We start from the raw sequence: 25,893 nt of genomic DNA, 5'->3' as shown, positions 1-25,893 counted from the left end.
TTAAGAGTTCTTTTTCTGCCTCCGCTATTAACTTACCATTATGTTTCCCTGGCTCCATTTTCCGCTACTCCACAATCATTTCTTTTGCAGAAATCTTACACGCTATGCGTTTCAAAAGCTCTCTCTATCTGCTTCCACTTCTCGCTGTTGCTGCATGCGACAAAAAATCTGACAATAAAGAAGAAAATAAACCTGTGGTCTATCCTGCCATTGCAGACGACAGACATCCCAAAGTGCTGACAACCGTTCAGGGAAATATCACTTTGTTCAATGGTGGATATGGTTCATCCATGGCACAGGACCCTTCAGATAAAACACTTTTCTATTTGCTTACAGACCGTGGCCCGAATGTACCGGAGGCCGCCACCGGCAGCATCATGATCGCAACACCCGATTTCGTTCCGCAGATCGGGAAGTTCAGACTGAAAGGAGATTCGCTGGTACTGGAATCGTCCATTCTGCTGAAGAACAGCGCAGGCAATAACCTCAACGGATTGCCCAACCCTGCCAATGCAGGCGGAACAGGGGAGAAACCTTTCGATATCAACAACAATCCGCTTTCACCGAGTGAAGACGGCATCGATTCTGAAGGCATGGCCCTCGCTCCCGATGGCAGCTTCTGGATCAGTGATGAATACGGCCCGCATATCATTCACGTTGATAAAAATGGAAAAACGATCGAGAAGATCAATCCGTTTACTGCCGGTAGAAAATTGCCGCTGGTACTGGCAAAACGCCGCCCCAACAGAGGTATGGAAGGATTGACCATTACGCCTGACGGAAAAACACTGGTAGGCATCATGCAGTTCCCGCTGTACAACCCTGGTTCTGCTGCCATCAGCAATTCACTGGTGATTCGCATTGTTACTTTCGATATTGCCAGCGGCAATACCAAACAATTCGTGTACATGATGGATAACTGGAATCTCCAGGCAGTAAGTGAAATCGCAGCCATCGATAACAACAATTTCATTGTGCTGGAACGCGATGGAAATTTCCCTACCGAAGCCAACAGAAACACCGTGTTCAAGAAGATATTCAAGATCAATATTGCCGGAGCAACCGATATCTCCGATCCGGACAATGGCGTTAATGGTAAACTGATCAACGGAAAAACAATCGAAGAGCTGAAAGACGCTGCCACACTCGCTGCCAACGGCATCACACCGGTAACGAAAACACTGGTAGCCGATCTGATGACTGATATCACCACGCTTTATCCGCACGATAAAGCAGAAGGTCTGGTGATCATCAACCCAGGCCTGATCGCAGTTTCTAACGACGATGATTTTGGCATCACAGGAGCCAATCAGGTATACCAGCAGAAAATACTAACAGGTACAAATAAGGTGGATAGAAACAGTGTGTACTTCATCAAACTGAAAAATCCTTTGTACTAGGCGGTAGTCAATACATTGATGAAAGTGAGGGTAGGCTACTGCTTATCCTCATTTTTATTTTCTGTCTGATGTTTGTGTGTTTGTCCCCAATCGCTGAGCTGGTCGAGTATCGGCGTTAATCTGCAGGCTAATTCAGTAAGCTCGTATTCCACTCTGGGTGGCACTTCTGCATACACTACTCTTTTGATGAGACCATCCTTCTCCATGGCGCGGAGTTGCAGCGTGAGCATACGTTCCGTGATGAGTGCATATTTCTTTTTCAGATCGGTGAAACGCATTTTCTGGTTTTTGAGAGAGCTCAGAATCTGCAGTTTCCATCTGCCTCCGATGATATGGATGGCATAGGTGAGATCACAGTCGGTGATCACCTGTTCGTTGCGGGAGTATGTGGAGTTTAACTTTCTGTCGGCCATTACTTACATTTTTGTTCGTAGCGTACAATCGTTTCCTGATGGCATAAAGTTACTGGTGCTGTTTACTTTTACAAACAATTATTCACTCAGTGTAATTGTCTGTAAAATAAAAGGAGCATCATGGATCTTTATCTCAAAGGTAAAACAGCCGTAGTAACCGGAGCCAGTCAGGGTATCGGCCGTGCCATCACCAAAGAATTGGCCAACGAAGGCGTTACCGTATTAGCTATCGGAAGAAATGCAGATCTGCTGCACAGTCTCAAAGAAGAAATCATTACAGCAAAGGGCGCAGCGCCTGTATTGCTGATTCAGGATTTTCTCGAACCCGACGCGCCTCAAAAAATTGCGGCCACTGCCATTGAAAAATTAGGATGGGTAGATATTCTCATCAACAATGCAGGCCGGAGCCAGCCAATAGAAGTTACAGGATCTGAAGAGGTCTGGAAAGCCGCCATGACGCTCGATTTCGAGCGGCCCAGGCAACTCACGGAAGCACTGCTTCCTCATTTCATGGAAAGAAAACAAGGCGCTATCCTGAATCTGGCGAGCTCCTATGAGCTTCGCTCCATCAATGGGTCGGCCGTGGCCAAGGCTGCGATTGTTTCATGGTCGAAGGCTTTGTCTGCTCAGCTCGGACCATATGGGATACGGGTGAACAGTCTTCAGCCCGGATTGATCGATACCGAAAATATCCGTCGTTTCTTCACCAGTGAGGAGCGGAAGAAGTTTGCAGAAGCTGAAATTCCACTCGGCGATTTCGGACATGCAGAAGATATGGCTAACATGGCTGTATTCCTTGTATCACCCCGTGCAGGCTACATCACAGGAACTGTTTCGGTAGTGGACGGAGGGATGAAGCATTACCCATTCTGAGTACCAACAGCGCAAATAATTAAAGAAGGCCGCTACCGGAAATCCGGGCGGCCTTCGCTGTTCGACTGCTTATGGGAAAAAGGATCCTGAACTACTACCTGATTACAAAACTTCCTTTGACAACTTTTCCTTTTTCATCGGTGATGCGATAGAAATAAACACCGGCACTCAGATTGGCTGTTGAGAGACTGATTGATTTATTTCCAGACCGCACAGACTGCATAGGTTTACCGCCTGCATTGTAAATCATCACTGTTGCCGAACCTGCATTCATTGGAAGTGTGATGTTGATATTTGCTCCACGTTGCACCGGATTCGGATAAACCAGCACGCCTGTTTTTTCAGCTTCCCGCTCCGCAACGGAAGATGAAGTAAGTGCAAATGTTGGTGAAACAGATGCACATGCTGCCGGGAACTCAGTGCTCCAGTTGGCAGTGGTCATATTGGTGAAAGTGCCTGTATGTCCATGCCCTGTGGTATCCTGCGCGGTGGTGCCGGATCCGTCGGCATGCCCCATTCTCCAGTATGCTTCGAGGCTGGTGCTGGTTGGACTCACATAACATTTGCTGGCGATCTCGGTGGCCGTCAATGCTTTTTTCCAGACACGGATCTCATCCATACCTCCGCTGAATACTCTGGCCAATTCATAGCTGTAACCAATATTGAAAGTGCTGTTGGCAGTAACGGAACCGGTTTGAGCCATGGAGGCATCGAGGTTTCCGTTTACGTAAAGCTTCATGGTGGCGCCATCATAAGTAGCTGCGATATGGTACCAGGTGTTTGTACTGAATGATGTGGCTGATGCCAGCTTTCTCTGTGTACCTCCAATGTTCAGTACAAATTGCAATTTGTTATTGGCGAGTGATGCATCTCCGAATCGCAGCAGGGCTGTATTGCTTCCCGATTCAATGCCCATCACTGTAGAAATGTAAGGGAAGGCCGATTTGAATGCCGCCGGTTTCACCCATCCTTCAAACGATAAAGCAGTTCCACTGAGGTTGATGGTGCCTGCATTGAGATATTGATTGGAGCCGTTGAAGGTCAGGGATTTTTTCACGCTTGCGGGCGGCGTAACTACCGGTGGCCATGGTTGCAATGTACCGGTGAGTTTGGTGCTGTCGTTGTACAGAGAGGTGGAAATGGCCGACAGATAAGTGGTTTCGTTGTAGCCATGCAGATCGTAACAGAGGTAGACTCCATAACCATCGGTGACTGTACGCTGTGCATTTGTTTTGGCGGTGGATTGGCTGGTGTTGCTGATCCAGGTAGCGGCAGGACCAAGATTGGGTTTGCCCAGTGGTGGAACGCTCGGCGCTGAGTAAGTGCCATAGCTGGCATTCCAGCTGTAGTTGGCGTAATCGCCTACGCGGCTTCCGTTCCATGAAAGCCTCGATGCAGCAGGACCATAATAATAAAATGAAATGATCTTGGATGGCATCAGCGAACGCAGTTCCTGCACCAGCATCACAAAAGAGCTGTCGTTTGCGCCGGGCCTGCCATTGGTGCCGTATTCTGCATACTCATCGTCGAAGTCGATGCCATCGAGGTTGTAGGTGGTTACGGCATTGGCCAGCTGTGTAGCGAAATCCCTCGCTGCTGCTCTGCTGGTAAAATTGCAGATGCCCACTCCCTGATGATTGCCCAGTACATCGAGCAATACCTTGATGCCTTTGGCTCTGAGTGGCCTGATGGATGTAGCCGTATCACTCAGTACCGTAGTTACATTGGGGTTGAAGGAAAGAACCGCTTTGCCCAGGCCTGCATCGTAATTGATATTGGCTGCAAAGATGATGGCGATATCGAATAGTTGTTGTCCTCCGTTCTTCAACGTATATGCGCCAACGTTAAGAATGTTGTTGCTGTTCACTTCCACATAACAAACATTCAGTGGACCCGACTTGGGTGTTTGTGCCTGTGAGCTGATGAAGAAGAACATTGAAACGATCCATACAATTGCATAGCAAAACATGCCTGGTAGATTTTTTTTCATATCGGCTTGCGTTTATGTTAACAATAAAGAGACTAGAAAGAAGGCCATCCTTTCAGCAATGGAAAGGAGCTTTGTTTCTCTGGCTATGTTTTACCCGTAAGTGCAGAGGGAGGGGTTACCGGCTATAATTTGATGGATAGGGGCAGTGGGCTGGTAAATGACTGGCGGGAAAGAAAATGGTACCTATCGGGTTGGAAAGAATCCGGGAGACTGACCGCCTGCGGGAAACGATTTGATTTTCAGCTTGCTACGATACCCGCATACATCCAATCAAAAAATATAGTTTCAGAATGGGTAAAAACCGCATATGGTCGTAACGTCAAATATGGCTGCAGGCCTTGAACAGCGGCAGTTTTTGTGTAGTTTTGAAGTAGTTGAAAACCCGGCCCTCTGCACCCTGATCGTTTCCAATCATTCCATTAACCTGAAAGTGTTCCTATGGGCTTCATTTCCAGATTGAACCTCCTTTATACGAAATTCGTAAAAGCCGGTACGGAGGATATTGCTGATCCTGAACAAATCTTCAGGATCGAACTGGTAAACAAACTAAGTCTGCTTGTTGCAGTACTGATGGTGCCAATTGTAGTGACTGTACTTAGTTGCGTAATTTTTACTCCATTCTTACTCGCCTGTTTCATCATTGAATACCTGATCAATCTTTCAGTGCTTCAATGGAATAAATTGAAGAAGCACCGTACGGCCAGTTTGTTCTTCTATTTCAATCAATGTTTTTTCGTAGCTTTTTTCGGCATCCTGTTCGGCGGGGTGCAATTGCAGTTTGCCATTATCTTTCTGGTTTCCATCATCTTTCTGATCGAGAGAGATAATAAGATCCGTACTATCTGTTACCTGCTGGCAGTACTCGATCTGGCTGTATTGCAGCTGGTGTATTTTTATGGGGTTGAACCTGCACCCCTGAGTTTCAATTCTGAATTTGTGATTCAGAGCATGGTAATTGGAGGTGTGATGGTGATCCTTTACTTCCTCAGCATTCCTTACCGCCATGGCAATGATCTGCGCTTTTCGCTGGTGAAAGAGAATCAGAATACACAACATTATACGGCCAATATCGCGCATGAAATGCGCAGCCCCTTAAACTCCATGAGCATCTGGGTAGAGAAACTGGAACATGAGCTGCAGAAAAAAGAAATGAACAAACAGACCCTTGCACTGATTGCCACCATGCTGAAGACAGGCACCAGAAATGTGCAGGGGATCATCAGCAACAGCCTTTCGCTGGCAGAGATCGGTGCCGGTAAGAAACCGGAAAATGTGATGGAACATTTTATGCTGAAAGAGTTTCTGGTAGATCTGATTGAATTCAACAGTGTGCTGGGCATTCAGCGGGAGATCAGTTTTGTGCTGAATATGGATAAGATGCCCGCCATCATTGTATCGGACAAGAACAAGATTGCGCAGATATTGAATAATCTTTTCTCCAACGCCATTAAGTTCAGTAAGAAGAAAACAAAGGTGCAGCTGATCGTGGAGCCGGTTCCTGCACGCAGGGCATGGTCTGTAAAAGTGATCAATCACAGCAATAGTTCGGTGAACGTGAATATGGAAGAGATCTTCTCGCCTTATGTTTCCTGCAATACCAATTCGCATGTGCCGGACAGTACAGGGCTGGGTCTCTTCATCACCAAAGAGAAAGTGCATGAACTGGGAGGTGAGATCACCTTCACGAAGAATATACAGGAGAATACAGTGGAGTTCACCGTGATATTTCCACTGATGCTGGGCAAACTCGAAATGCTGCAGCAGGGAAAACTCACAGAAGAAGAGATGGAATTGATCCGCCGGGTGCTGCCCGGACAAAAAGTGCTCATTGCCGATGATGATGCCATCACGGCGCGTGCAACGGGAGAAGAGCTGAACCGGCTGGGCATGATCCCTTCCGTTGTAAGCAGTGGCAATGCCATGCTGCTGCGTGTCGCGGCAGATAAGCCCGATGTAATTATCATGGATTATCATATGCCGGGTCTCCGCGCAGAACAGGCCATCGTACAACTGAAAGAAAATCCCGATACAAAGAATATCCCTGTAATTGTAACCACCGGCGCAGTTTACAATCATAACGGTTTGAATGAACTGCTTGAGCTCGGCGCCGATGATTATGTACTCAAACCAATAGAGATCAAAAACTTTCTCGTAACTATCTCCCGCATTATTCACAACAAAAAAATAACCGTGAGCTGAACGCCTTTGCCGGCGCCCAACTCACGGTATGCAGGTTAAGAAAGGGTGGTTTCTTTCCAGATGGAAACAGACCGTTTATACCTTTGTGTAAATACCTGCCATAGCCAGCTGGCCTGCACGCAGCGGTCGAGGCCAACGAGGTGCCTGCGCATGATGCCGGAATCAACATCCTTTTGATTGGCAATCGCTTTCTTGATCTGATGCACTCCGTTGAGATAATCTTTCAGCAAGGATCGGATAATGCCTGCGCAATGATCGATCACATTGTTCAATCCATAATCCGGATTGTTCAATGCCACTGCCATCAGCAGATTGGAATCGGCATTGTTGTCGATCACTTCTTTCTCGAATGAAAAGAAATCGTTCATGAGGGCGCCGATCAACGCGGTAGACCGATGCACTCTTTCGAGTGTTTCATTCAGTCCTTTTTCAGTTAGCCATTGCCAGTTCAGGAAATCGCCTTCTGCGTATTCGATGAATTGCACAATATGTCCCATGCCCGATGTGCAGTAACGCATGTTCACATATTTTTTTACGGAGAGAATGCTGCCGAGTTTCACGCAGCTGCAATCCTGGTGTGTTACCTCGATGTACTTCGAGAAGCAGGGGAGGAATCTGTTGAACCAGTCTTCCGGTGAATGCTGCAACACTTCGCCCAGCATTTCGAGGTTGGCCTGTTCAACAGGATCGTTGCCGGCATCGTCGATAAACGGTGGGTGTACTTTCGACATCCGCTGTATCATTGTAGATGCCTGATGGCGATCTTCTACAGCCAGATACTTGAAGAGGTCTCTTCCCATGATGTCGTTCAGATAATAACCGATGGCGAGATTCTTCAGCATGGTTTCCATACGGTGTAGTGTAGCTGCCGGATAGAGATACAAAGCACAACTGATGTAGTGCTCTGCATTGGGCAGCCAGATGCCATACCTGTCGCAGAATTCCTTTGCCGACCGGGAGAGCGTTTTGCTTTCAGGATGCGGAGAGAAACTGGCGCAGAAAGCATTCAGATCGAATTGTGTGAAGTTGAAAAGTTCCTGAAGAGAAAATGCAGCATGGCCTCTCAGGGCTTCGTAATCTCGTTGGATGGAAACAATACGCGAAGCAACCTGAACAGCGTGTTCATGTTTCATGACATAAGGTTTGGTGATAATAATAGTATGTATGTATGCAGAACGGCACGTCCGCTTCAGCATGCGAAGCGGGATGCAGTTTGTATCATCAAAAGGGAAGGACTATTTATTGCAGAGGGAGAGTACGTTGTTTTAAATTTCTGAAATATCAGTGAAAGAAAAATGCATAATAATTTGGAAAAGAATTGTGCTATTGCTGCTCTGAAGTGTCTATGGAATGCGGTAAAAGAAGGGAAAAAAAGAAGCCGCTCTGATGATAGAACGGCTTCAACAATTGTGCCACAGGGCTCAACCTCTGTACGGAAACTTAGAAAACTCCGGAAACTTTCAGTGCTTCCAAAATTCTTACGTTGGCATTTTTTTCTGCATCAGGTAAAGGCTGCTGATTTTCTTCAAACAGGGCTTTGCTCCAATGCAATATTTTATTATCGGGATATTGTTTGGCCTGTTCATTCAGCCACTGCGTACCACGATCTGATTGCTGCAACTGACGGTAAGCCCATGCTGTTACAAAAGTATTAGCGGGTTGGAAGTTGCTCACTGTATTGTCGATGCGTGGCTCAAACCGGATGATCTGTTGCAGCAACTGATCGGCTGCATCGTTCTTCCCCGTGGCGCGATTACATTGATAACTCATGAAATCTTCCAGTCTCGTATCGATGTCGGCTTCATAAGGTTTGCCTACTCCCAGATTCTCCGGCCATTGCTTTGCCTGAGATATGAATTGTATTGCCTTCTTGTAATTCTTCTGCTGCATCGCCTGCACAGCCTGCATCAGTTTTGCTTCGCGATACAACTCTCTTCCGTCTGTAGCCCCTTCGAATGGGATGATGTTCAGTTTGCTCAGAACTGCATCCGAAGCCGCGTAGCGCTTGTTCAGCAGCAATGCTTTTGCATAGAGCATTCCCATGATGTAATGCCTGGGATTGGCTTTGTAAAATCGTTCCGTAACTGGTAAGGCCTTATCGTTTTGCCCGTTACGGATATAGTGCTCTGCCAGTAATTTCTGGTAACGCCATTGCGGATCGATAGACGCTGCCAGCTGAAGATCCTGCGCTGCCTGTTCCGGATGGCTGGTATTGTTCAATGCAGCCCGCACTGCATACAGCGGTGCAAAGCCTGTGCTGTTGCCGCAATTGTTGAGCAGCTGCATCGCTTCTGTTTTCCTGTTTCTGTCGAGATAGATGAGCGCGAGATGATAATCCAAAAACCAATTGCTCTGCTGCCTGCGCAACGCTTCGATTACGCCCGCGGTCTCCGAACGGAAAGGGAATGCCAGCCTGAGATCGATCGCTTCTTTTTTGATTGGCTGCTTTTGCAGGAAGGCCAGCCAATAGGAGGCTTCAACGGAAGCCGGACAAGCAGCGAAAACCTTTACTGCATCTTCTTTTTGTCCCGCGTTGTAATACCAGATGCCCAGTTCGAGATAAGTTTCAACAGGCAACTCGTTGCGGATCTGATCGCTGAATTGTTGCTTATCCGACTCCTGATTGCTGCGCAGGTATTTTTCAAATCCTGTGAAATGATTCAGGATATCCATGCTCAGGAGCTGCGTGAGAATACTGTTGTGTTTGTCTGTTTGTTTTTGCTGACGGTAGATCACTGCCTGCAATTGCAGTGCATCGATATTGAAACGATTGTAGTCGACTGCTTTTGCTGCGTAACCCAATGCCTTGTCAGCATTGTTTTCGCGCAGATAGATTTTGCTGAGTTCTGTGTAGGCTGCACTACGGTATTCTGTTGATAACGTAGCAAGATCAAATCCATCTTTCGCATCGATGGTATTTCCGAGCGCAGTATTGATCAGTCCGTAATAATAATTGGCATCGCCCGCGTGTGTATCTATGCTGAGCGCTCTGGTGATCAGTTCCAATGCTTCTGTGTAACGGAGATTGCGATAGAGCAATGCCGCCATTTTCACGAGAGCAGGAAAATAATTGTGATCGTTCTTCAATGCCTTCTGCAACAGCTCTTCCGCTTCGGGATATCTTTTCTGATCCATCGCTTCCTTACCGAGCAGGTACAGTCCGTAAGTGGAGGTCCAGTCGAAATCAGCAGGTGTTGTTACCGGGCGACTGAGTACATTGGCCTGCGGAGCAGACTGGTACTGCAATTTGTTCGTTCCTAATGTAACGGTCAGCTGGTCCGCGTTTGCAGCGACCTGAATGGAATCGGCGAATGTCTGCAATGGAGACAGCTGCAGATTTTTAGTGTACACTGTTGTCTCGCCAGATTTTACAATCAATTGATCATTGACAGATGCGGCAGGAGAGAAATATATTTTCAGCCATCCTTTTTCGTACTGTACATTCAGGGCGCCTTGTTCATTGGCTTCCACCATGCCTTTTGTTTTGTGCACGGGATACCAGTATTCCGTCCAGGTATCGGTGGCATAGGGCGCGAAGCTGCGGTGCTTGAAAGGTGTGTAACTGCTCTTGTCGGCGTTCTGGTTGAAGAGCCTGCCGGATTGCAGTTCTACGTATTGTCCATCTGTGTCGGTGAGCAGTTTCTCCCAGATCATACCCTGACGTGAGAGTCCCCAGATCCAGATCTTCTTGCCTGCTTTATCATCGTGTGTTCCGTATCGTACCATACCGAGATCATCATCGTGCCAGTAGGCTCCTGAGAAGCCGGTGTACTTGCCGAAGACATGGTACGATTTATATCCTCCGAAATCATTCTGTTCGTAAAATGACTGATTCTTTCCGTTTGTTTTATTGATGGGCCATGCTTCGGCTTCTCCATTGTGACCGATGTAGCGATTGCCGGGATAGATGAACTCCAGATTGCCGCTGGCTTTCAGTCCGGCATTCATCCAGTGGTAGTAAGGCTGCTCCACTGATGTTGCATTGTACCAGAACGATTTTGTGGAGAACCATGCTTTGTCTTTAGGAAGCCTGATCTCCATTCTCCAGTTGCTCCGGCTCAGCAGATCGAGTACACCGATGGTGCAGCTTACGCTTCCGTCTTCATTGCGTTGCACTGCGTAGTCTACTGGTGTAGCGCAGTTGGGCGTATGGCCCATGATGCCGCCGTAGTTGGCTTCGAGGCCACCGCTGGTCCATGGTCCGCGCATAGCGATATCCCGGAACTTCACTGCGTGGTTGTAATAGATGAAAGGCCTGCCCGATGACTTCTCGATGGCTGCCCAGATCTTTCCACCAATCTCAGGAAGGATCAGCAGTTTGATGAAATCGTTTTCCAGTTCAATCACTTTCCATTCTTTCTGTATGGGCTTATCGGTAAATCCATCGTACCTGAAATAAGGATACACCGCACTCAGCAGCGGAACAGGATTGGGATCGCTGAACGGATAGGTGGGAAACGATTGTTTGTATTCCCTCACAGTGGCAGGCTGTTGGGCAGATGTAATAGATCCGCCCAGCAGCATGGCCATGCAGAAAACGAATTGCTTTTTCATATGGTGTAACAATATGGAGTAACCGAAATTATTTTTCTTTTACGATCAGCAGCCAGCCTTTGTTCTTCTCAACAGGAATGGCCTCCTGAATGCCGAATGTTCTTTCCGGTTGGAACTTTGAAATGGCTGGAGCAATGATCACTGCTTTGCTTGCATCGATGCCGAGTTTGTTCCAGTCGATCTGCAATTGAACAGTGGTATCTGCATCCGCCCAGCTCGCGATGGAGATCAATGCAGTTCCATTCTTTTTGTACACGGTTACCGGAACTTTGGCATGATTGGTCTTAACGGGAACGTTGGGGCTCCAGTAACCGATCATGTTGCTGCCTTTGATGCCGAACTCATCCCATGTTTTCCAGATGGGGCGAGGGTCAGCATCATCGCTCCAGGGCATGCGGTTGGTCATGCCGTAGATCATGCCGCGCCATGGGTTGCCGCCATCCTGCAGCATTTCGCCCATTAGTCCAAATGGAATACCGCTTACTTCGGTGAGGAAGAAGTCTTCGCTTCCTTTTTCGTAATCGAAATATTCCCCAAACCAGAGGCGGTTGAGGTAAGGGAAATGCTCCATGTACAGATTGGCGCTGTTGTTGAAGCCGTCGCTCTTGTTGTATTGATTGGCAGAGTGCAGATCGATGATGCCGGGATGGCCATCTTTCGTGAGCACACGTTTGATGCGTTTCATAGTGATGCGATCGAATGCTACATCATCGAGATAGATGCCATCGATGCCTACATTCTGCACCAGCCAGTTCATGCCTTCTACGTAGTAATTATGCCAGCGGCTCATACCACTGTTGATGATCGCAGCGTCTTTGATCTCAGGAACAAACCAGGCAGCGATATAATCATCGCCGATATGCTCCTGCAGCCAGCTGAAGCCACCACCTTTGCCGGGTGAATAGATCTCATGGCCGAGACTGCGAAGCGGGAATGTTTCGTAAGCGTGATTGCTCAGTTCGCGAACGGTGTTGTAGATCTTTACCTTCAATCCTTTTTTATGTGCTTCATCGATGTAAGCTTTCATTTTCTTATGCTCGATGAACGGATAGTTGATCCATGGATTGATTGGATTGGCATGGTGGATATTGATCACTGTTGCACCAGTTGCTTTGATGCTGTCGATAGGGAAGTAGCGATGATAGAATCTTGTATCCCACTGCGCATCTGTATTGATGGTATGAAAAGGTGTTATCAGCAAGGTGAAGTTGTAATAGAGTACGTCTCCTTTTTTCATGCTGCGCTCACCGCTGTAATTGTTGGCAAGAATCGAATTGCCTTTTTGTGCAATGGTGATGCCTCCTTTATTGCCGTTGCCCCATGAGCTGGGAAGCAGCAATGGTTTTTGCAGGTAGAAATTGGTATTGAGTGGACGTACATATTTTTCGTCGCGCAGTGAGTATTGCAGTCCGGCGTTTACGTTACCGACCCATGCACCATCCTGATTCTTTTGTGCAACATCCCATTTCCAGTCGATCTGGTCAGGACGGTAGCCGCCTTTCTGTCCCAGTCCCATGGCGTATTTCGCCACTTCTTTGGTGAAAGGAATATGTAAAGTGATTTCTTTCAGATCGATATCCTGCAAAGCAGCAACCTTCACCGAGTAAGAAACAAAGCCGTCGAATTCGAGTGAAGCATCTACATCCACCTGTAACGAATCGTTGCTGTTGCTGGCTTTCCACTGAACGGTGCCTGCTTCTTGTTTGATGAACTGAACGCCGTTGTTGCGGAGCTTGAAATCCTTGCCATCTGATTTGCGTGTGAAATGGAAATGGATTGGTTCTGTGGTCAGCGGAGTTGGCTGATCGGTATAGCCGGTCATTTCCGGAGTGAAGAAGCTGAGGATCTGTTTAGGGAAACCATCGGCACCGAGTTCTACTGTCCTTCCTAATAATTTAATGGTGTTGTTCTGCACCTGCAATGGTGTGTATGGAGCAATCACTGCATTGTCCTGTGCCAGTGTGCTGTTCAGCCATTTCAGTCGGGTTTGTTTCCATGGCTCGTTGATGCCACCATCGGCAAGCATCTTATTGTTTACTGTGAGTGTGATATTGATGGTGTATGGCTGCATGCCTTTGGCCTGCACAGTTGCCTGTCCTTTGTAGATGCCCGGTTGAAGATCTTTCGGAACATCGATGCCGCACCAGAGCGCCTGTATATTATTTGCAGGTACATTCACTGTTTTGGTGAGTGGTCTGGCTGCATAATCTGTTCCATTGGTATTGATGCAGCTGCTATTGCCGGCGGCAATTTCCGCTCCGGTACTGCTGCGGAGTTTGCTGAATTGCACCGTTACATCATTCAATTCTTTACTGGCATAGATGCCTAACTGATAAGCGTAGAATTCGCCTCTTGCTGCTTCACCCGCGAAATTGCTGGTGAGTCCTTTTTGAATCCAGCGATAGGGAAGACGGTCGTTCATTTGAATGGGGAACTGTCTGTCTTCAGGGAACACCACAAAATCGCTGCGCTTGCTTTTGGTCAACAAAGCTTTTGTTTCTTTCTCCGTAGCAATCACACGCATCGGATACAGGCTGTTGAAGCTATCTATTGATTGAATGGTACTTACAATTGTGTTGGGTGCAGTCTTCGCATCAGCCTGCTTCAGCCATGCTTCGGAAGCTGTATTTGCCGGTGTGAGATATACACCTCTGGGGTAATTGGAGCGGCCTTCATTTCTGTAAGGCATGTAATAAATATTGTAGCTGCCCTTGCCTGAAACCGGCTCGAAGAAGATCTCTCCCGATTCGTTGTTCAGCAGTCCGGTTTTTACATTGAGTATCTGGCGTTGAGTAGCGGCATCCTGCACTATAATGCGTTTGTTCTGCGGAGCGGCATCGGCTCTGCGCCAGGGGATGATCACGCGGGCCACTTTGCCCGTTCCGTTGAACTGAACAACGGCGCGGTGATTGCCTAAAGAATCTGCATCCCAATTCGATCCACTGGAGTAGCGAACCTGGGCATTGGCACAAAAACCGAATACTGACAAAGCAAATAGCAAACCTGTTTTTCTCATGGTTAGTTTCGTTGAAGCATTAAATCTAGGGATATAAATCTGATAATCAGTCTGCAAACGTTTGTCTGAATTTTGCTTATCAGTAAGCTTTTACCGCAGGCTCCGGGGCCGTTTCCTCAAATAAGCCGGATTTAGGGCTTTTGGCCGCAGGCTGAGAAAAAATAACGCAAACGTTTGTGCAGGGCTATGCAAACGGTTGAAAAGCATCAAGTAACAGTAAGGCGTATACGAAGATGGATTGCTTGTACCTTCAAAACATCTACATTTATATTGAAAGTATTTCGGCTAAAACTGCTTATTCAAAACGACTGCACAATGAAATCAATGGTTGCAAGGCTTCTAGCCCTATTAATGTTATTACCGTTTCTGGGACTGGCCCAAACGGATACCAAAGAGATTACCGGGGTTATTAAAGACGCCAAAGGGGAAGGGATCCCTGGCGTTACGGTAAAGATCCGCGGTACTGCAGGTGGGGTAACCACCGATGCAAATGGCAAATTCTCTCTTAAAGCTCCCAAAAAACAAATTACACTTCAGATCTCTTCCGTTGGCTATGTTAGTCAGGAAATACTGGTGGGCGACAATACCAGTATCACTGTAAGCCTGGAGGCTGAAACAAAGAAAATGGATGAAGTGGTGGTGATCGGATACGGTACGGCCAAGAAAAAAGACCTTACCGGATCTGTCAGTTCCATTTCAAAGGATCAGATGAATATTGGTGGCATCACCTCCAACGCAGCGCAGGCCATTCAGGGCCGTGCGGCGGGTGTGCAGGTTGCCCAGACCAACGCTGCTCCCGGTGGCGAGACCATCATCCGTATCCGCGGCGGAAACTCCATCAAATCTTCCAACGAACCGCTGTATGTGGTGGATGGCTTTATCTCCTCAACAGGTAAAGACATTAGTCCTAACGACATCGAGGATATTGAAATCCTGAAAGATGCATCTGCTACTGCTATCTATGGTGCCCGTGGCGCCAACGGTGTGGTGCTGATCACTACAAAACGTGGTAAGAAAGGAAAGCCCGTTGTGCAGTACGATGGTTATTATGGATTTCAGAAGATCCTTCGCAGACCTAAGCTGATGAATGCCAAAGATTACATGGCAGTAACCAATGCAAAGGCTGCTGAACAAGGCAACCCGCCTGAGTTCTCCCAACAGGAACTGAATAATGGTGTGAATACAGACTGGTTCGATCTGGCTACCAGAACAGCCAGTGTACAGAGTCACGACTTCAGTGTGAGTGGTGGTGGTGAAGACAGCCGCATTTTCATGAGCGGTAACTATTTCGATCAGATAGGTGCGTTGAAGAGAACCGATTACAGCCGTTATTCAGGTCGCATGAATGCGGAGAAAGATTTCGGCAAAAAGCTGAAAGTGGGTATGAGCCTGTACGGTGCAAGATCGCGTTCTGCTTATAAAACCTATGATGGAAACATCGTTCCTTCGAATGTATTGTACGGTCTGATGTTCACTTCTCCATCCATTGCTCCATATAATGCAGATGGTACTTATCAACGCCGCAAGGGCCGTGATAACCCGCTGGCATGGCTGCTGGAACCAACCAACGATCGTTTCACCGACAAGCTCAATGCCAATGCCTTTATCGATTATGAGCTTATCAAAGGCCTCACACTTCGCGTGAATGCGGGTACAGAAGTTGTAACCACCAAGGAAGGCAACTACGTACCTACCACACTGGTACCTGGCGAAAAAGTAAAAGGTCAGGCTACGCTCATCGACTATAAGGATGTACGTAACCTGGTAGAAGCGTATCTCACCTATAAGAGATCATTCGGTGATCACGACTTTACACTGATGGGCGGTCTCTCGCGTCAACGCGATGTGCTCGAACAACATTACACACAGGTGCAGAAATTCACCAGCGATAAATTCCTGTACAATAACCTTGAAGCAGCTGCTGAAAGAATTGCAGCGAAAAGCTATAAGCACGAGGATAATCGCGCGGCTTTCTATGGCCGTCTCACCTATGCGTTTAAAGATAAATACCTGGCCACTTTCACGTTGAGGGATGAAGGATCAAGCTTCTTCCTTCCCGACAACTCCTATGGTTTATACCCTTCAGCAGCAGTTGCATGGCGTCTCGATGGAGAAGAGTTCATCAATAAACTGAACCTGTTCTCTACTCTGAAACTTCGTGTGGGATATGGAACTACGGGAAATGACCGTCTTTCTGCAAGAAATATTCCGTTTCAACTTTTCGGACCTACCAACGTTTCACTGGGCGAGGGAAGTCAGGCCTATGGCGGCATGTATGTAGTGAGAGCTGCCAATCCGGGCCTCGGATGGGAATCGAACGGACAGATCGACGTTGGTCTTGATATGGGATTTGCCAACAACCGCATTATGGCAACAGTAGATTACTACAGAAAGAAAACAACCGACCTCTTCATAGATCTTCCGTTAGGACAATGGTGGGGCTTCAGCAGTTATACTGCCAATGCGGGAACTGTGTTGAACCAGGGTATCGAGCTTTCCATCAATACAGAGAACTTCAATACCAAAGAATTCAGGTGGAATACCAACTTCAACGTTGCATGGAATAAACAGAAAGCCACGAGTCTTGGTGGAAGCAAGAGTATCATTACACAAACTGCCAATCCTGATGGATCTGTACCTGCCGCCGATTTCACAAAACTTGAAGTGGGTAAAGAGTTGAGCATGCTCTTCGGATATGTGTACGACGGTGTAATTCAGGAAGGAGAGAAATATGCAGCGCAACCCGATTCCAAGCCCGGTGATCCTAAGTTCAGAGACCTGAACGGAGACAATGCCATCACTGCCGCCGACCGCGACTATCTCGGCAATGCCAATCCACACTGGATCTTCGGCTTCGGCAACGATTTCAGCTATAAAGGTTTCGACCTGAGCATCTTCTTCCAGGGCGCATGGGATTTCAATCTCTACAACATGAACAGGCTGCTGATGGAAACCTACACTGGTGTAGATGCCCTGAGACGCTGGACGCCACAGAACACTAAAACAGATGTTCCAAGAAACGGCTACTTCACTTCCAAATATGGCGGCTACATCAATTCCCGTTTTGTAGAAGATGCTTCTTATCTGCGTTGTAAAATGATCACACTCGGATACAATCTTCCTTTATCGAGAATGGGAGTGCTGAGCAAACTCAAGGGCATCAAAGTATACGGATCGGTACAGAATCTCTTTACCGTTACCGGTTACACAGGTACAGACCCTGAAGTGAATACAAGAGGAGGAGAAAACAACCTCGCTGCCGGATTGGATTTCAACGCATATCCATCTTTCCGCACTTTCACTTTTGGCCTGAAAATGAATTTCTAGTTCTTCAAATCAGCTTATATGAAACTCTTCAAAATAATATTGCCCGCTGTTGTGCTTATGTCGGCTGTTTCCTGTAAAAAGTGGACAGAGCCTAAGTTTTACAGCTTTCTTACAGAACAGAATGCACTGAAATCAAAGGATGATGCCATCGCATTGGTGAACGGTATCTATGCCAGATTGAAACAGCCCAGCGGTATCAGTGATTCTTATCAATACTATGCAGGCTTTCAAATGGCCATCATGGATTTCACCACCGATATCGGCCACTCCAGCCAGTCGGGTGATATCTCATTGTTGTCAGAAGCCCGCTGGTCTCCCACCAACAAATACACCAGCTTTGGCTGGCAGCATCAGTACAAACTGGTGGCTGATGCAAACATTGCGTTGCTCAGTATCCCAAAAGTTGAAAAGATAGGTGACGCAGAAAGAAAACAATTCACCAGTGAAGTAAGATTCCTGCGTGCGCTCGGTTATATGGATCTCACCGATGCTTTCGGACCGGTTATTCTGGTTACGGAAGCCGATATGGAAAAACCGGATTACACTTCAAAACCAGCCCCGTCGCCGGTTGCAGAGATCAACAAACTCATCATTGCCGATCTGGAATACGCAGCAGCCAATCTGCCGCTGAACTACAAGAACAATCCGATCTATCCAACCAATGATGTTGGTCGTGTAACAAAAGGCGCTGCGCTTGGACTGCTCGCAAAACTCTACCTGCGCGAACATCAATGGCAGAAAGTAGTTGATCTTACGCAACAGATCAAAGACCTCAATCAGTATGAATTGTTCCCTTCTTATGCAGGTCTTTTTGCAGAGAGCAACAAATGGTGCAAAGAATCCATGTTCAGCGCACTGGCCGATGCTCTCAATGATGGAACCGAATTGATGAACCACTTTGGTCCTATCAGTCACCCCATTATCACAGACCGCTGGCAATATTATGCTGTATCCTGGAGCTTCTGGAATTCATTTGCAACAGTAGATGAGCGTCGCGAAATGTTCTTCTACAATTACAAGGGTACAGACGATCTGCAATATATTCAGCCAATTCCCGGACAGCCCAATCCTCCGGATGGCTATTACTATCTGCCTGATGTGGCTACCAAAAAATATGCAGATCCAGCAGGTTCAAAAACATATTACGACGGACATGGTATTCCCATTCTCCGTTATGCAGATATGATCCTCAGCCGTGCCGAGGCGCTCAACGAGCTGAATGGTCCGAATGCAGAAAGCATTACGCTGATCAACTCCGTGAAAGGCCGCTCCAAAGCGGTGTTGCTGGGCAATGCATCCACTTTCACCAAAGAAACTTTACGCGATGCTATTCTGCAGGAGCGTGGATGGGAGTTCTTCTTCGAGTGCAAACGCAGAACCGATCTCATCCGTATGGGCAAGTATCAGGAAGTAGTGAATGCTTACCTCAAATCCATTGGTAAAAAAGAGGTGATCGATATCAATAAGCACAGATATTTCCCGTATCCGCAAACACAGGTTGATATAAATCCCAATCTGAAAAACGATGGCAGGTTATAATCCATATAGGCGGTTTTACATTCAAACGAACACCAGGCGAAGAGGCAATCGGCTCTTTGCCTGGTGCCGTTTTGGTATCGTCACATTTTTGTTCGCTGTTTTGCTGAATGCATGTTCCGATAATTGCTCAGATAAACTCATCGACATCAGTCTAAGTTCACCTGCAGGTAACTCCATGAAAGTGGAAGCCCTTGTGCATACGGCAGACTCCATGAATGCCTGGGTTGAATATTGGGAGAAAGGACGCGAATCACAGATCTTCAAAACACCGGTTTCAGCAAATCGCAAAGAACATAAAATCGTAATCACCAATCTGCAGCCGCAGCAGGCTTATGTTTGCCGCATTGTAACAGCAACAAACAATTGCGAAAGCAAAAGCCGCAACTATGATTTTAAAACACCTGCAATGCCGGTGTGGATACACGATTACTTCAAAGTGATTTGTCCGGATTCATCGGTGGTGCCAGCCGCATTCAGGGATGGTTACATGCTCATCTACAAACGTGAAACGCCGGGCATTGCTTTCATCATCGATCCGAAAGGACAGATCGTATGGTACCATCAGGTGAATGGAACCGGTTTTAAGACCGCACACTTCACCAACCGTCAATCTATACTCTGCATACTCGGCAACGAAAGTTTTCAGACGAGTTATGGCAATCAGATACTGGAGCTGTCTCTCTCAGGCGATACCTTGTTCAATCAGCAAACACCTGTTGTTCATCACGAAGCAATTCTGAATAACGACAACAATATCGTTACCATTTCTACCGAAGAAAAAATATTGGACCTCTCTGCAAAGGGCGGTGGCAAACGCGATACGGTAAAAAGCGATGGCATCATTGTACTCGATCGTCAGGGAAAAACCATCTGGAAATGGACTGTATTCGATGCGCTCGATCCGCTCAGTGATCCGCAGATCCTGAAAGACAAGAGCGACTGGATGCATGCCAACAGTCTCAGCATCGACAAAGACGGGCATTACCTGCTCTCTTTCTACAACAACGGACAGATCTGGAAAATCGATTCCAAAACCGGAAAACTCATCTGGAAATTCGGAAAGGGCGGCGACTTCAAAATGCCCGAAGGCAGCGTGTTTGATAACAGCCATGCTGTGCACATCAATGCTAAGAACCAGCTTATGCTGTTCGATAACGGAACCGGCAAACAGCTGTCGCAGGCATTGGCCTTTACCCTCGATGAATCCGCAAAACAGGCAAGTCTTGCCTTACAGGTGAAACTTCCGCGCGATGTGTACAGCGAGCGAATGGGAAGTGCCTATCTCATCAACGATACTACCGTACTGCACACCTGCTCCAAAAGAAATACTGTTGTGCTCACCAACCTGAGCGGAAGATTTCTGTGGGCGATGAAAACCGGCATCATGCCTTACCGTGTGGAATTCATTCCTGCGAAAGACCTGGAGCCATTCATTGTGAAACCGAAGTAGACATCTAAACTAATTGCACCAATGAGAAAGTCGTATACAATATTGATCGCATTACTTGCAACTGCTGTACTTGTTCAGCAGTTTGCATGCGGTGTTTCTGCAAATGAGGGAGCGGAGAAAAAGGCCGAATCAAACCCTGCAGATGAATATGTTTTCGTTGACTCCACTGCCATGCCGAACGACAAGTTCGGAGAGCTGGTAAAATACGGCCGTGAGCTGATGACCAATACCGCTTACTATATCGGTCCGGAAGGAGTGAATGGAAAGTATCTCGGCAATAAGATGAACTGCACCAACTGCCATCAGGAAGCAGGCACCAAACCGTTTTCGTTCAATCTCATGAGCTCGCACGAAAACTATCCGCAGTATCGCGCGCGCGAAGGCAAAGTGCTTACCCTGGCAGAACGCGTTAACAACTGCGTGATGCGTCCGCACAACGGAAAACCGCTGCCGCTCGACAGCAAAGAAATGGTGGCTTTTCTTGCTTATCTGAAATGGATCAATTCCTACGCACCCAAAGCAAAGCCATTCAAAGGTTCGAAAAATATGGAAGTGGCGCTGCCGGTTGCCGCGGCCGATCCTGCACATGGAAAAGTTCTGTACGAGGTGAATTGCTCACGCTGCCATGGAAAAGAAGGAGAGGGGTTGATGCGCGAAGACAATGTTACTTACGTATATCCTCCGCTCTGGGGAGCGAAAAGTTATCAGCCGGGATCTAGCATGCACCGCATCATCAAACAGGCGCAATGGCTCAAAGCCAATATGCCTTACGATAAAGTGTCGCTGGGCAAAACATTCCTCTCAGATGAAGAAGCGATGGATATCGCAGCATTTGTGAACAACGATCAGTTGCATAAACGCCCCGGTGTAAGCAGTTTCGATTATCCGCATGTGGAAGAAAAAGCGATCGATTACGATCGTGGTCCTTTTGTAGATACGTTCTCTGCAGAGCAACATAAGTTTGGTCCGTATAAACCGATTATCGAATACTGGAAGTCAAAAGGCTGGAAGCCTTCTTACTGATCACTTTCCGATGGTCTCAAAAAAATATTCTCCGAAAGTTGGCAATAATCAAAAATATTTGCCAGCTTTGCACCTTCAAAATATTAATAACATGCTGTTCAATCAAACACATATCAAATCGAACTACAGCCCTTTGGGTGGGTATGAAGTTTGCGCGGCATGTTCTGCTACTGGAATAAGTTAATACAACGAATTCTCTATAAGACAAACCCCGCAAGCATTGCGGGGCTTGTTGTTTTATATCGTCCCCGAATTTACTCTCCACTATCATCCATTAAACTTTGGGTTATGCGCACTCTTGCAATGAAATAGTTAATGCAGTTTTTCTGAAAGAATCAATCTGTTGACTATTTAAAAATAAGTATGGACAATATAAATGCACAGAAAGTGCTAACAGCGGGCGATGTGTTTTCCCGCCACTTTCTGGACCCCAGAGCTTTGTATCTGCACTATTTCAATGCAGTGCCGAGCATTAACTATATCTATGGCATCGATGGCGAAAAGTTGTTTACTGCCATGAAAGAAAAATTCAGTACTTCAATCCGTGATATCCACCAGTATCGCAGATACACAAGAAGGAAAAAGAAATACGAGTTCAGCGAAACAGTGCTGATCCTGAACAACAACTGTATCCTTGAGCTGCGCGAAACTGTTTGTGGCATCCTGCACAACGGTTTACAACCTGAATTTCTCGAAGAGATGACCGTCTTCGTGAATGAATTCAAGGAACGCCAGCGCAGACAACCGCTGGAGATCAACCTGGTTGTGCAAAACAGTTATGGCATGGAACTGAAAGCCATGGAGATCAATCGCACCAAACTCGATATCGATCTTTACTATGAAGATGATTTCAAAGAAACCGATGAGATCATCCGAACGAGGCTTAACCGGAAAAAGGACAAAGGATTGGTGCTGCTGCACGGCCTTCCGGGTACAGGCAAAACAACTTACCTGCGTTACCTGGTTGGCAAGATCAAAAAGCGGGTATTGTTTCTGTCGCCCGCCATTGCCGGCAATCTGATGAACCCGGAGTTCATCGAACTGCTGGTAGATAATCCCAATTCGGTGCTGGTGATCGAAGATGCGGAAAACATCATCATGGACAGGCGGTACAATTCCGGATCAGCCGTTTCCAATCTGCTGAATATTTCAGATGGATTGATGGCCGACTTTCTGAACGTTCAGATCATCTGCACTTTCAACAGTTCTGTTACCCTCATCGATAATGCACTGATGCGAAAGGGTAGATTGATTGCCCGCTACGAATTCGGCAAACTGAGCAAGGAAAAAGCCCAGCGGCTCAGCAATCATTTGGGTTTCAAAACCGAGATCCAGGAACCGATGACCATTGCGGAGATCGCTAATCCGAATGAGAAGGCGCAACCTGTTGTACGAACTGAAGTGATCGGTTTCAGAAGAAATCTTACCAGCTGATAAAACAAAAGCCGGATTGTGAGATCCAGCTTTCTTATTGTTGTATTGAAATAATTACTGATTAGTCTTCTATCTGCTTGATGCCTGTTTGTGTGAATTCGATCTTGCGGTTCTTGAAAAGCCCGCCGGTAGTCATTTTGAAGGTTTTCTTACTCATGCCGAAGAACTCGTAGATGTCTTCCGGACTGGATTTATCGTTGTAAGGAAGATATCCATTATTCTCCTGCAGCAGGCGAAGCACTTTGGCGGTTTCGTCTTCCACACGTTGGTAGCCAGGTTTGCCGATGGCCACATCGATCTTGTTGTCTTCGAGAATATTCTTGATGTATCCTTTGATGCGATCCCCTTCGGTGATCTGCTGATAGATATCATTTCTGTGCAATACGCCGGTGTGCTGATTGTTGATGATCACCACATAGCCGATATCGGTTCTGCGATAAACCAGCAGATCTACCTGTTGCAGTTCTTTTACAGTGAGCACATCATTGCTGAGGAACTTATCGATTTTTTCAGTAGCAGCTGCGCGGCCTGTCTGTTCGTCGATATAAATGAGTACGAGGTATTCACCACCTACGCGCATGCCCATGCGCTGCTGCGATTTGGGAACGAAGAGGTCTTTCATCAATCCCCAATCCATGAAGGCTCCCTGAGTAGTAACCGATACAACCCTGAGTTTAACAATCTCGCCCACAATACCCAGCGGGGTTTGTGTGGTGGCGATCAGGCGATCTTCGGAATCGTGGTACACAAATACTTTTACATCGTCGCCCACCTGCAATCCTTCGGGAATAAAACGTTTGGGCAGCAGCACAACATCTTTGCCTTCTCCGAGGTACATGCCGAAATCGAATGAACGGGCCACCTTTAATGTATTGTAGTCTCCAACCCTGATGTTGCTTTCTGCCATTGATCTGTTTTGTGCAAAGAAACGCCAAAACCACCATCCAGACTAAATTTCAGGGCAATTCTTTCCGGTTTTGACGGTTTAGTGGCATGTTTTTGAACGGCTCTCCAGGCTGAAACTGAGGCTGGTATGCATAAATGTTAACAATTCTCTGACATTCTGATTTTGGCTGGTTCATTTATTACCCTACTTTTGCGGTGGACTTTTAGAAAAAGAAATGAGCACTAACTTCAATATTACCCGTAACTGCAATGCAGTCACTTCTTCTCCGAAGATGAAGATGATGATGTATTGCTGCTGGACAAACAAAACCGGTGTATTGGGTAAATGACAGTTATATCAACAATATTGAACTCGTCCCCGGTACATTCTACCGGGGATTTTTTTTACAGTGTCTCGTCCTGAAAAAAGTTGACTATAAATTGTTCAATAATGAAACAGGTACGAGTTAAATTGAAAGTAAGTGTCCCCGTAGCACGGTACAGCGAAAGTTTTAAAAGGCAAGTAGTGCGTGAGTTTGAGCGCGGGGGCGTGAGTAAGGACGCACTCCAGGTTAAGTACGGGATTAAGGGAAAAAGTCGGGTTCTTGATTGGTGTCGGAAGTATGGTAAATTTGCCTATGAGTCACCTTCAAGTATTGGTCGTCCCATGAAAGATCCTCAAAAACAACGAATCAAGGAATTGGAAAAGCAACTGGAAGCAGCAGAGCTGAAGTTAAAGGTTTATGATAAGCTGATCGAAATAACTAATCGGGAGTTGGAAACAGATGTCATAAAAAAAATCGAGGCCGAGTTGTCCAGGAGTTGGCAGCAGAAAAAGAAATAAATCTTACGGCAGTTTGCCGGCAACTAGGCTATAGCAAACAGGCTTATTACAAGTCGATTCGTAACAGGCATTTAAAAGCCTGTCATGAATCGGTAGTAAAAAGTAAGGTATTGGCTATCCGTGCACAAATGCCCCGTTTGGGAACCAGGAAATTGTATAAGATCCTAAAGCCTGAATTGCAGAAAGAACAATTAGGTTTAGGTCGTGACAAACTTTTTTCGTTATTGCGCAGCACAGGCTTGTTAGTCAGTCGAAAAAAGCGGTATGTAAAAACAACAGACTCCCGACACTGGATGCGTAAGCATCCCAACCTGTTAAAAGGCTTGGAAATAAAACGTCCTGAACAGGTCTGGGCCGCTGATATAACTTATCTGAGTGTAGGTGCTGGTTATTGCTATTTGCATTTACTCACTGACGCTTATTCCCGAAAGATAGTGGGTTACAATGTAAGTAAGGACCTCTCTTCAGGACATACCGTAAAAGCCTTGCAGGATGCAGTCAGGAGTAGACAATACAAAGGGAAGTTGATCCATCATTCAGACCGTGGTTTGCAATACTGCAGTACTGCCTATGTGAACCAGCTGAAATCAAGTAAAATATTGATTAGCATGACTGAAGATGGTAGCCCCTATGATAACGCTCTGGCTGAGCGGGTTAATGGAATATTGAAAGACGAATTTGGGTTGGATGAAAGCTTTGAAGATATTGAACAAGTAAACTTACAGGTGCGTCAGGCTATTTATTTGTATAACGAAAAAAGGCCTCACATGAGTTGTGAAATGCTAACTCCCAATCAAATGCATCAGCAAAGAAAAATCAAATCCAGAAGCTGGAAGAAAAAAGCACCTGAGCTTTAATTTGCCCAAGTGCTTATATAGCTTCGATTTTTATAATCAGTCAACTTTTTTTAGGACAAGACACAGGTTTATCAATAGTTAACGGCATC

At 46.6% G+C, this 25,893-nt stretch carries 15 protein-coding genes; 9 read left to right on the top strand and 6 right to left on the bottom strand.

Going from position 1 to position 25,893, the window contains the following annotated elements:
• Positions 1-104 precede the first annotated feature (104 nt).
• The gene (locus tag HHL16_RS15925; protein WP_169426171.1) at positions 105-1,400 is read left to right on the top strand and encodes an esterase-like activity of phytase family protein; all 1,296 of its coding nucleotides are present in this window, start codon (positions 105-107) and stop codon (positions 1,398-1,400) included.
• Between the two features lie 35 nt (positions 1,401-1,435).
• Here the strand turns inward: HHL16_RS15925 and HHL16_RS15920 are convergent, their stop codons facing one another.
• Entirely contained in the window at positions 1,436-1,813 is a 378-nt protein-coding gene (locus tag HHL16_RS15920) for a helix-turn-helix domain-containing protein (protein ID WP_169426170.1), read from the bottom strand.
• 120 nt (positions 1,814-1,933) lie between these two features.
• Here HHL16_RS15920 and HHL16_RS15915 point away from each other — a divergent pair, with 120 nt between their 5' ends.
• Positions 1,934-2,686 carry an SDR family oxidoreductase gene (locus HHL16_RS15915; RefSeq protein WP_169426169.1) on the top strand — a complete coding sequence of 251 codons (753 nt, stop codon included), beginning with the start codon at positions 1,934-1,936 and terminating at the stop codon, positions 2,684-2,686.
• A gap of 94 nt (positions 2,687-2,780) precedes the next feature.
• Here HHL16_RS15915 and HHL16_RS15910 read toward each other — a convergent pair whose 3' ends face one another.
• Positions 2,781-4,676, bottom strand: coding sequence for an endo-beta-N-acetylglucosaminidase H (locus HHL16_RS15910; protein ID WP_169426168.1), 1,896 nt, complete (start codon positions 4,674-4,676; stop codon positions 2,781-2,783).
• 438 nt (positions 4,677-5,114) lie between these two features.
• On the opposite strand from HHL16_RS15910, the gene HHL16_RS15905 reads away from it, so the two are divergent.
• A complete protein-coding gene (locus tag HHL16_RS15905; RefSeq protein ID WP_169426167.1) occupies positions 5,115-6,875 on the top strand; it encodes a hybrid sensor histidine kinase/response regulator in 1,761 nt (586 codons plus the stop codon).
• A gap of 35 nt (positions 6,876-6,910) precedes the next feature.
• On the opposite strand, the gene HHL16_RS15900 is transcribed toward HHL16_RS15905, so the two are convergent.
• The 3 genes from HHL16_RS15900 to HHL16_RS15890 form a co-directional block, all read right to left on the bottom strand.
• The gene (locus HHL16_RS15900; RefSeq protein WP_169426166.1) at positions 6,911-8,008 is read right to left on the bottom strand and encodes a terpene synthase family protein; all 1,098 of its coding nucleotides are present in this window, start codon (positions 8,006-8,008) and stop codon (positions 6,911-6,913) included.
• Between the two features lie 307 nt (positions 8,009-8,315).
• Positions 8,316-11,429: a DUF5107 domain-containing protein gene (locus HHL16_RS15895; protein WP_169426165.1), complete on the bottom strand. Its 3,114-nt coding sequence runs from the start codon at positions 11,427-11,429 to the stop codon at positions 8,316-8,318.
• Positions 11,430-11,457: 28 nt separating this feature from the next.
• Complete coding sequence (locus HHL16_RS15890; RefSeq protein WP_169426164.1) at positions 11,458-14,445, bottom strand: glycoside hydrolase domain-containing protein; 2,988 nt, start codon at positions 14,443-14,445, stop codon at positions 11,458-11,460.
• Positions 14,446-14,796: 351 nt separating this feature from the next.
• Between HHL16_RS15890 and HHL16_RS15885 the strand changes: the two genes are divergently transcribed.
• The 5 genes from HHL16_RS15885 (at position 14,797) to HHL16_RS15865 (ending at position 23,218) form a co-directional block, all read left to right on the top strand.
• Positions 14,797-17,772, top strand: a complete 2,976-nt coding sequence (locus HHL16_RS15885) for a TonB-dependent receptor (protein ID WP_169426163.1) — start codon at positions 14,797-14,799, stop codon at positions 17,770-17,772.
• Positions 17,773-17,790: 18 nt separating this feature from the next.
• Positions 17,791-19,311, top strand: coding sequence for a RagB/SusD family nutrient uptake outer membrane protein (locus HHL16_RS15880; protein WP_169426162.1), 1,521 nt, complete (start codon positions 17,791-17,793; stop codon positions 19,309-19,311).
• An 88-nt stretch (positions 19,312-19,399) separates the two neighbouring features.
• Positions 19,400-20,761, top strand: coding sequence for an aryl-sulfate sulfotransferase (locus HHL16_RS15875; protein WP_169426161.1), 1,362 nt, complete (start codon positions 19,400-19,402; stop codon positions 20,759-20,761).
• A gap of 21 nt (positions 20,762-20,782) precedes the next feature.
• Positions 20,783-21,784, top strand: a complete 1,002-nt coding sequence (locus HHL16_RS15870) for a c-type cytochrome (protein WP_169426160.1) — start codon at positions 20,783-20,785, stop codon at positions 21,782-21,784.
• Between the two features lie 363 nt (positions 21,785-22,147).
• Positions 22,148-23,218: an AAA family ATPase gene (locus tag HHL16_RS15865; protein WP_169426159.1), complete on the top strand. Its 1,071-nt coding sequence runs from the start codon at positions 22,148-22,150 to the stop codon at positions 23,216-23,218.
• Positions 23,219-23,279: 61 nt separating this feature from the next.
• On the opposite strand, the gene HHL16_RS15860 is transcribed toward HHL16_RS15865, so the two are convergent.
• Positions 23,280-24,125, bottom strand: coding sequence for a S1-like domain-containing RNA-binding protein (locus HHL16_RS15860; RefSeq protein ID WP_169426158.1), 846 nt, complete (start codon positions 24,123-24,125; stop codon positions 23,280-23,282).
• 429 nt (positions 24,126-24,554) lie between these two features.
• On the opposite strand from HHL16_RS15860, the gene HHL16_RS15855 reads away from it, so the two are divergent.
• Positions 24,555-25,804, top strand: a protein-coding gene (locus tag HHL16_RS15855) for an IS3 family transposase (RefSeq protein ID WP_169426157.1) whose coding sequence is annotated in 2 segments (ribosomal slippage) — positions 24,555-24,915 and positions 24,915-25,804 — 1,251 coding nt in all. Because the reading frame shifts where the segments join, the coding sequence is not laid out codon by codon here.
• The last annotated feature ends 89 nt before the right edge of the window (positions 25,805-25,893 follow it).

The organism is Pseudoflavitalea sp. G-6-1-2, from assembly GCF_012927185.1.
Taxonomy (GTDB): Bacteria; Bacteroidota; Bacteroidia; order Chitinophagales; family Chitinophagaceae; genus Pseudobacter.
Note: the sequence above shows the minus strand (reverse complement) of the source record. Positions and strands in the feature narration are given on the sequence as shown.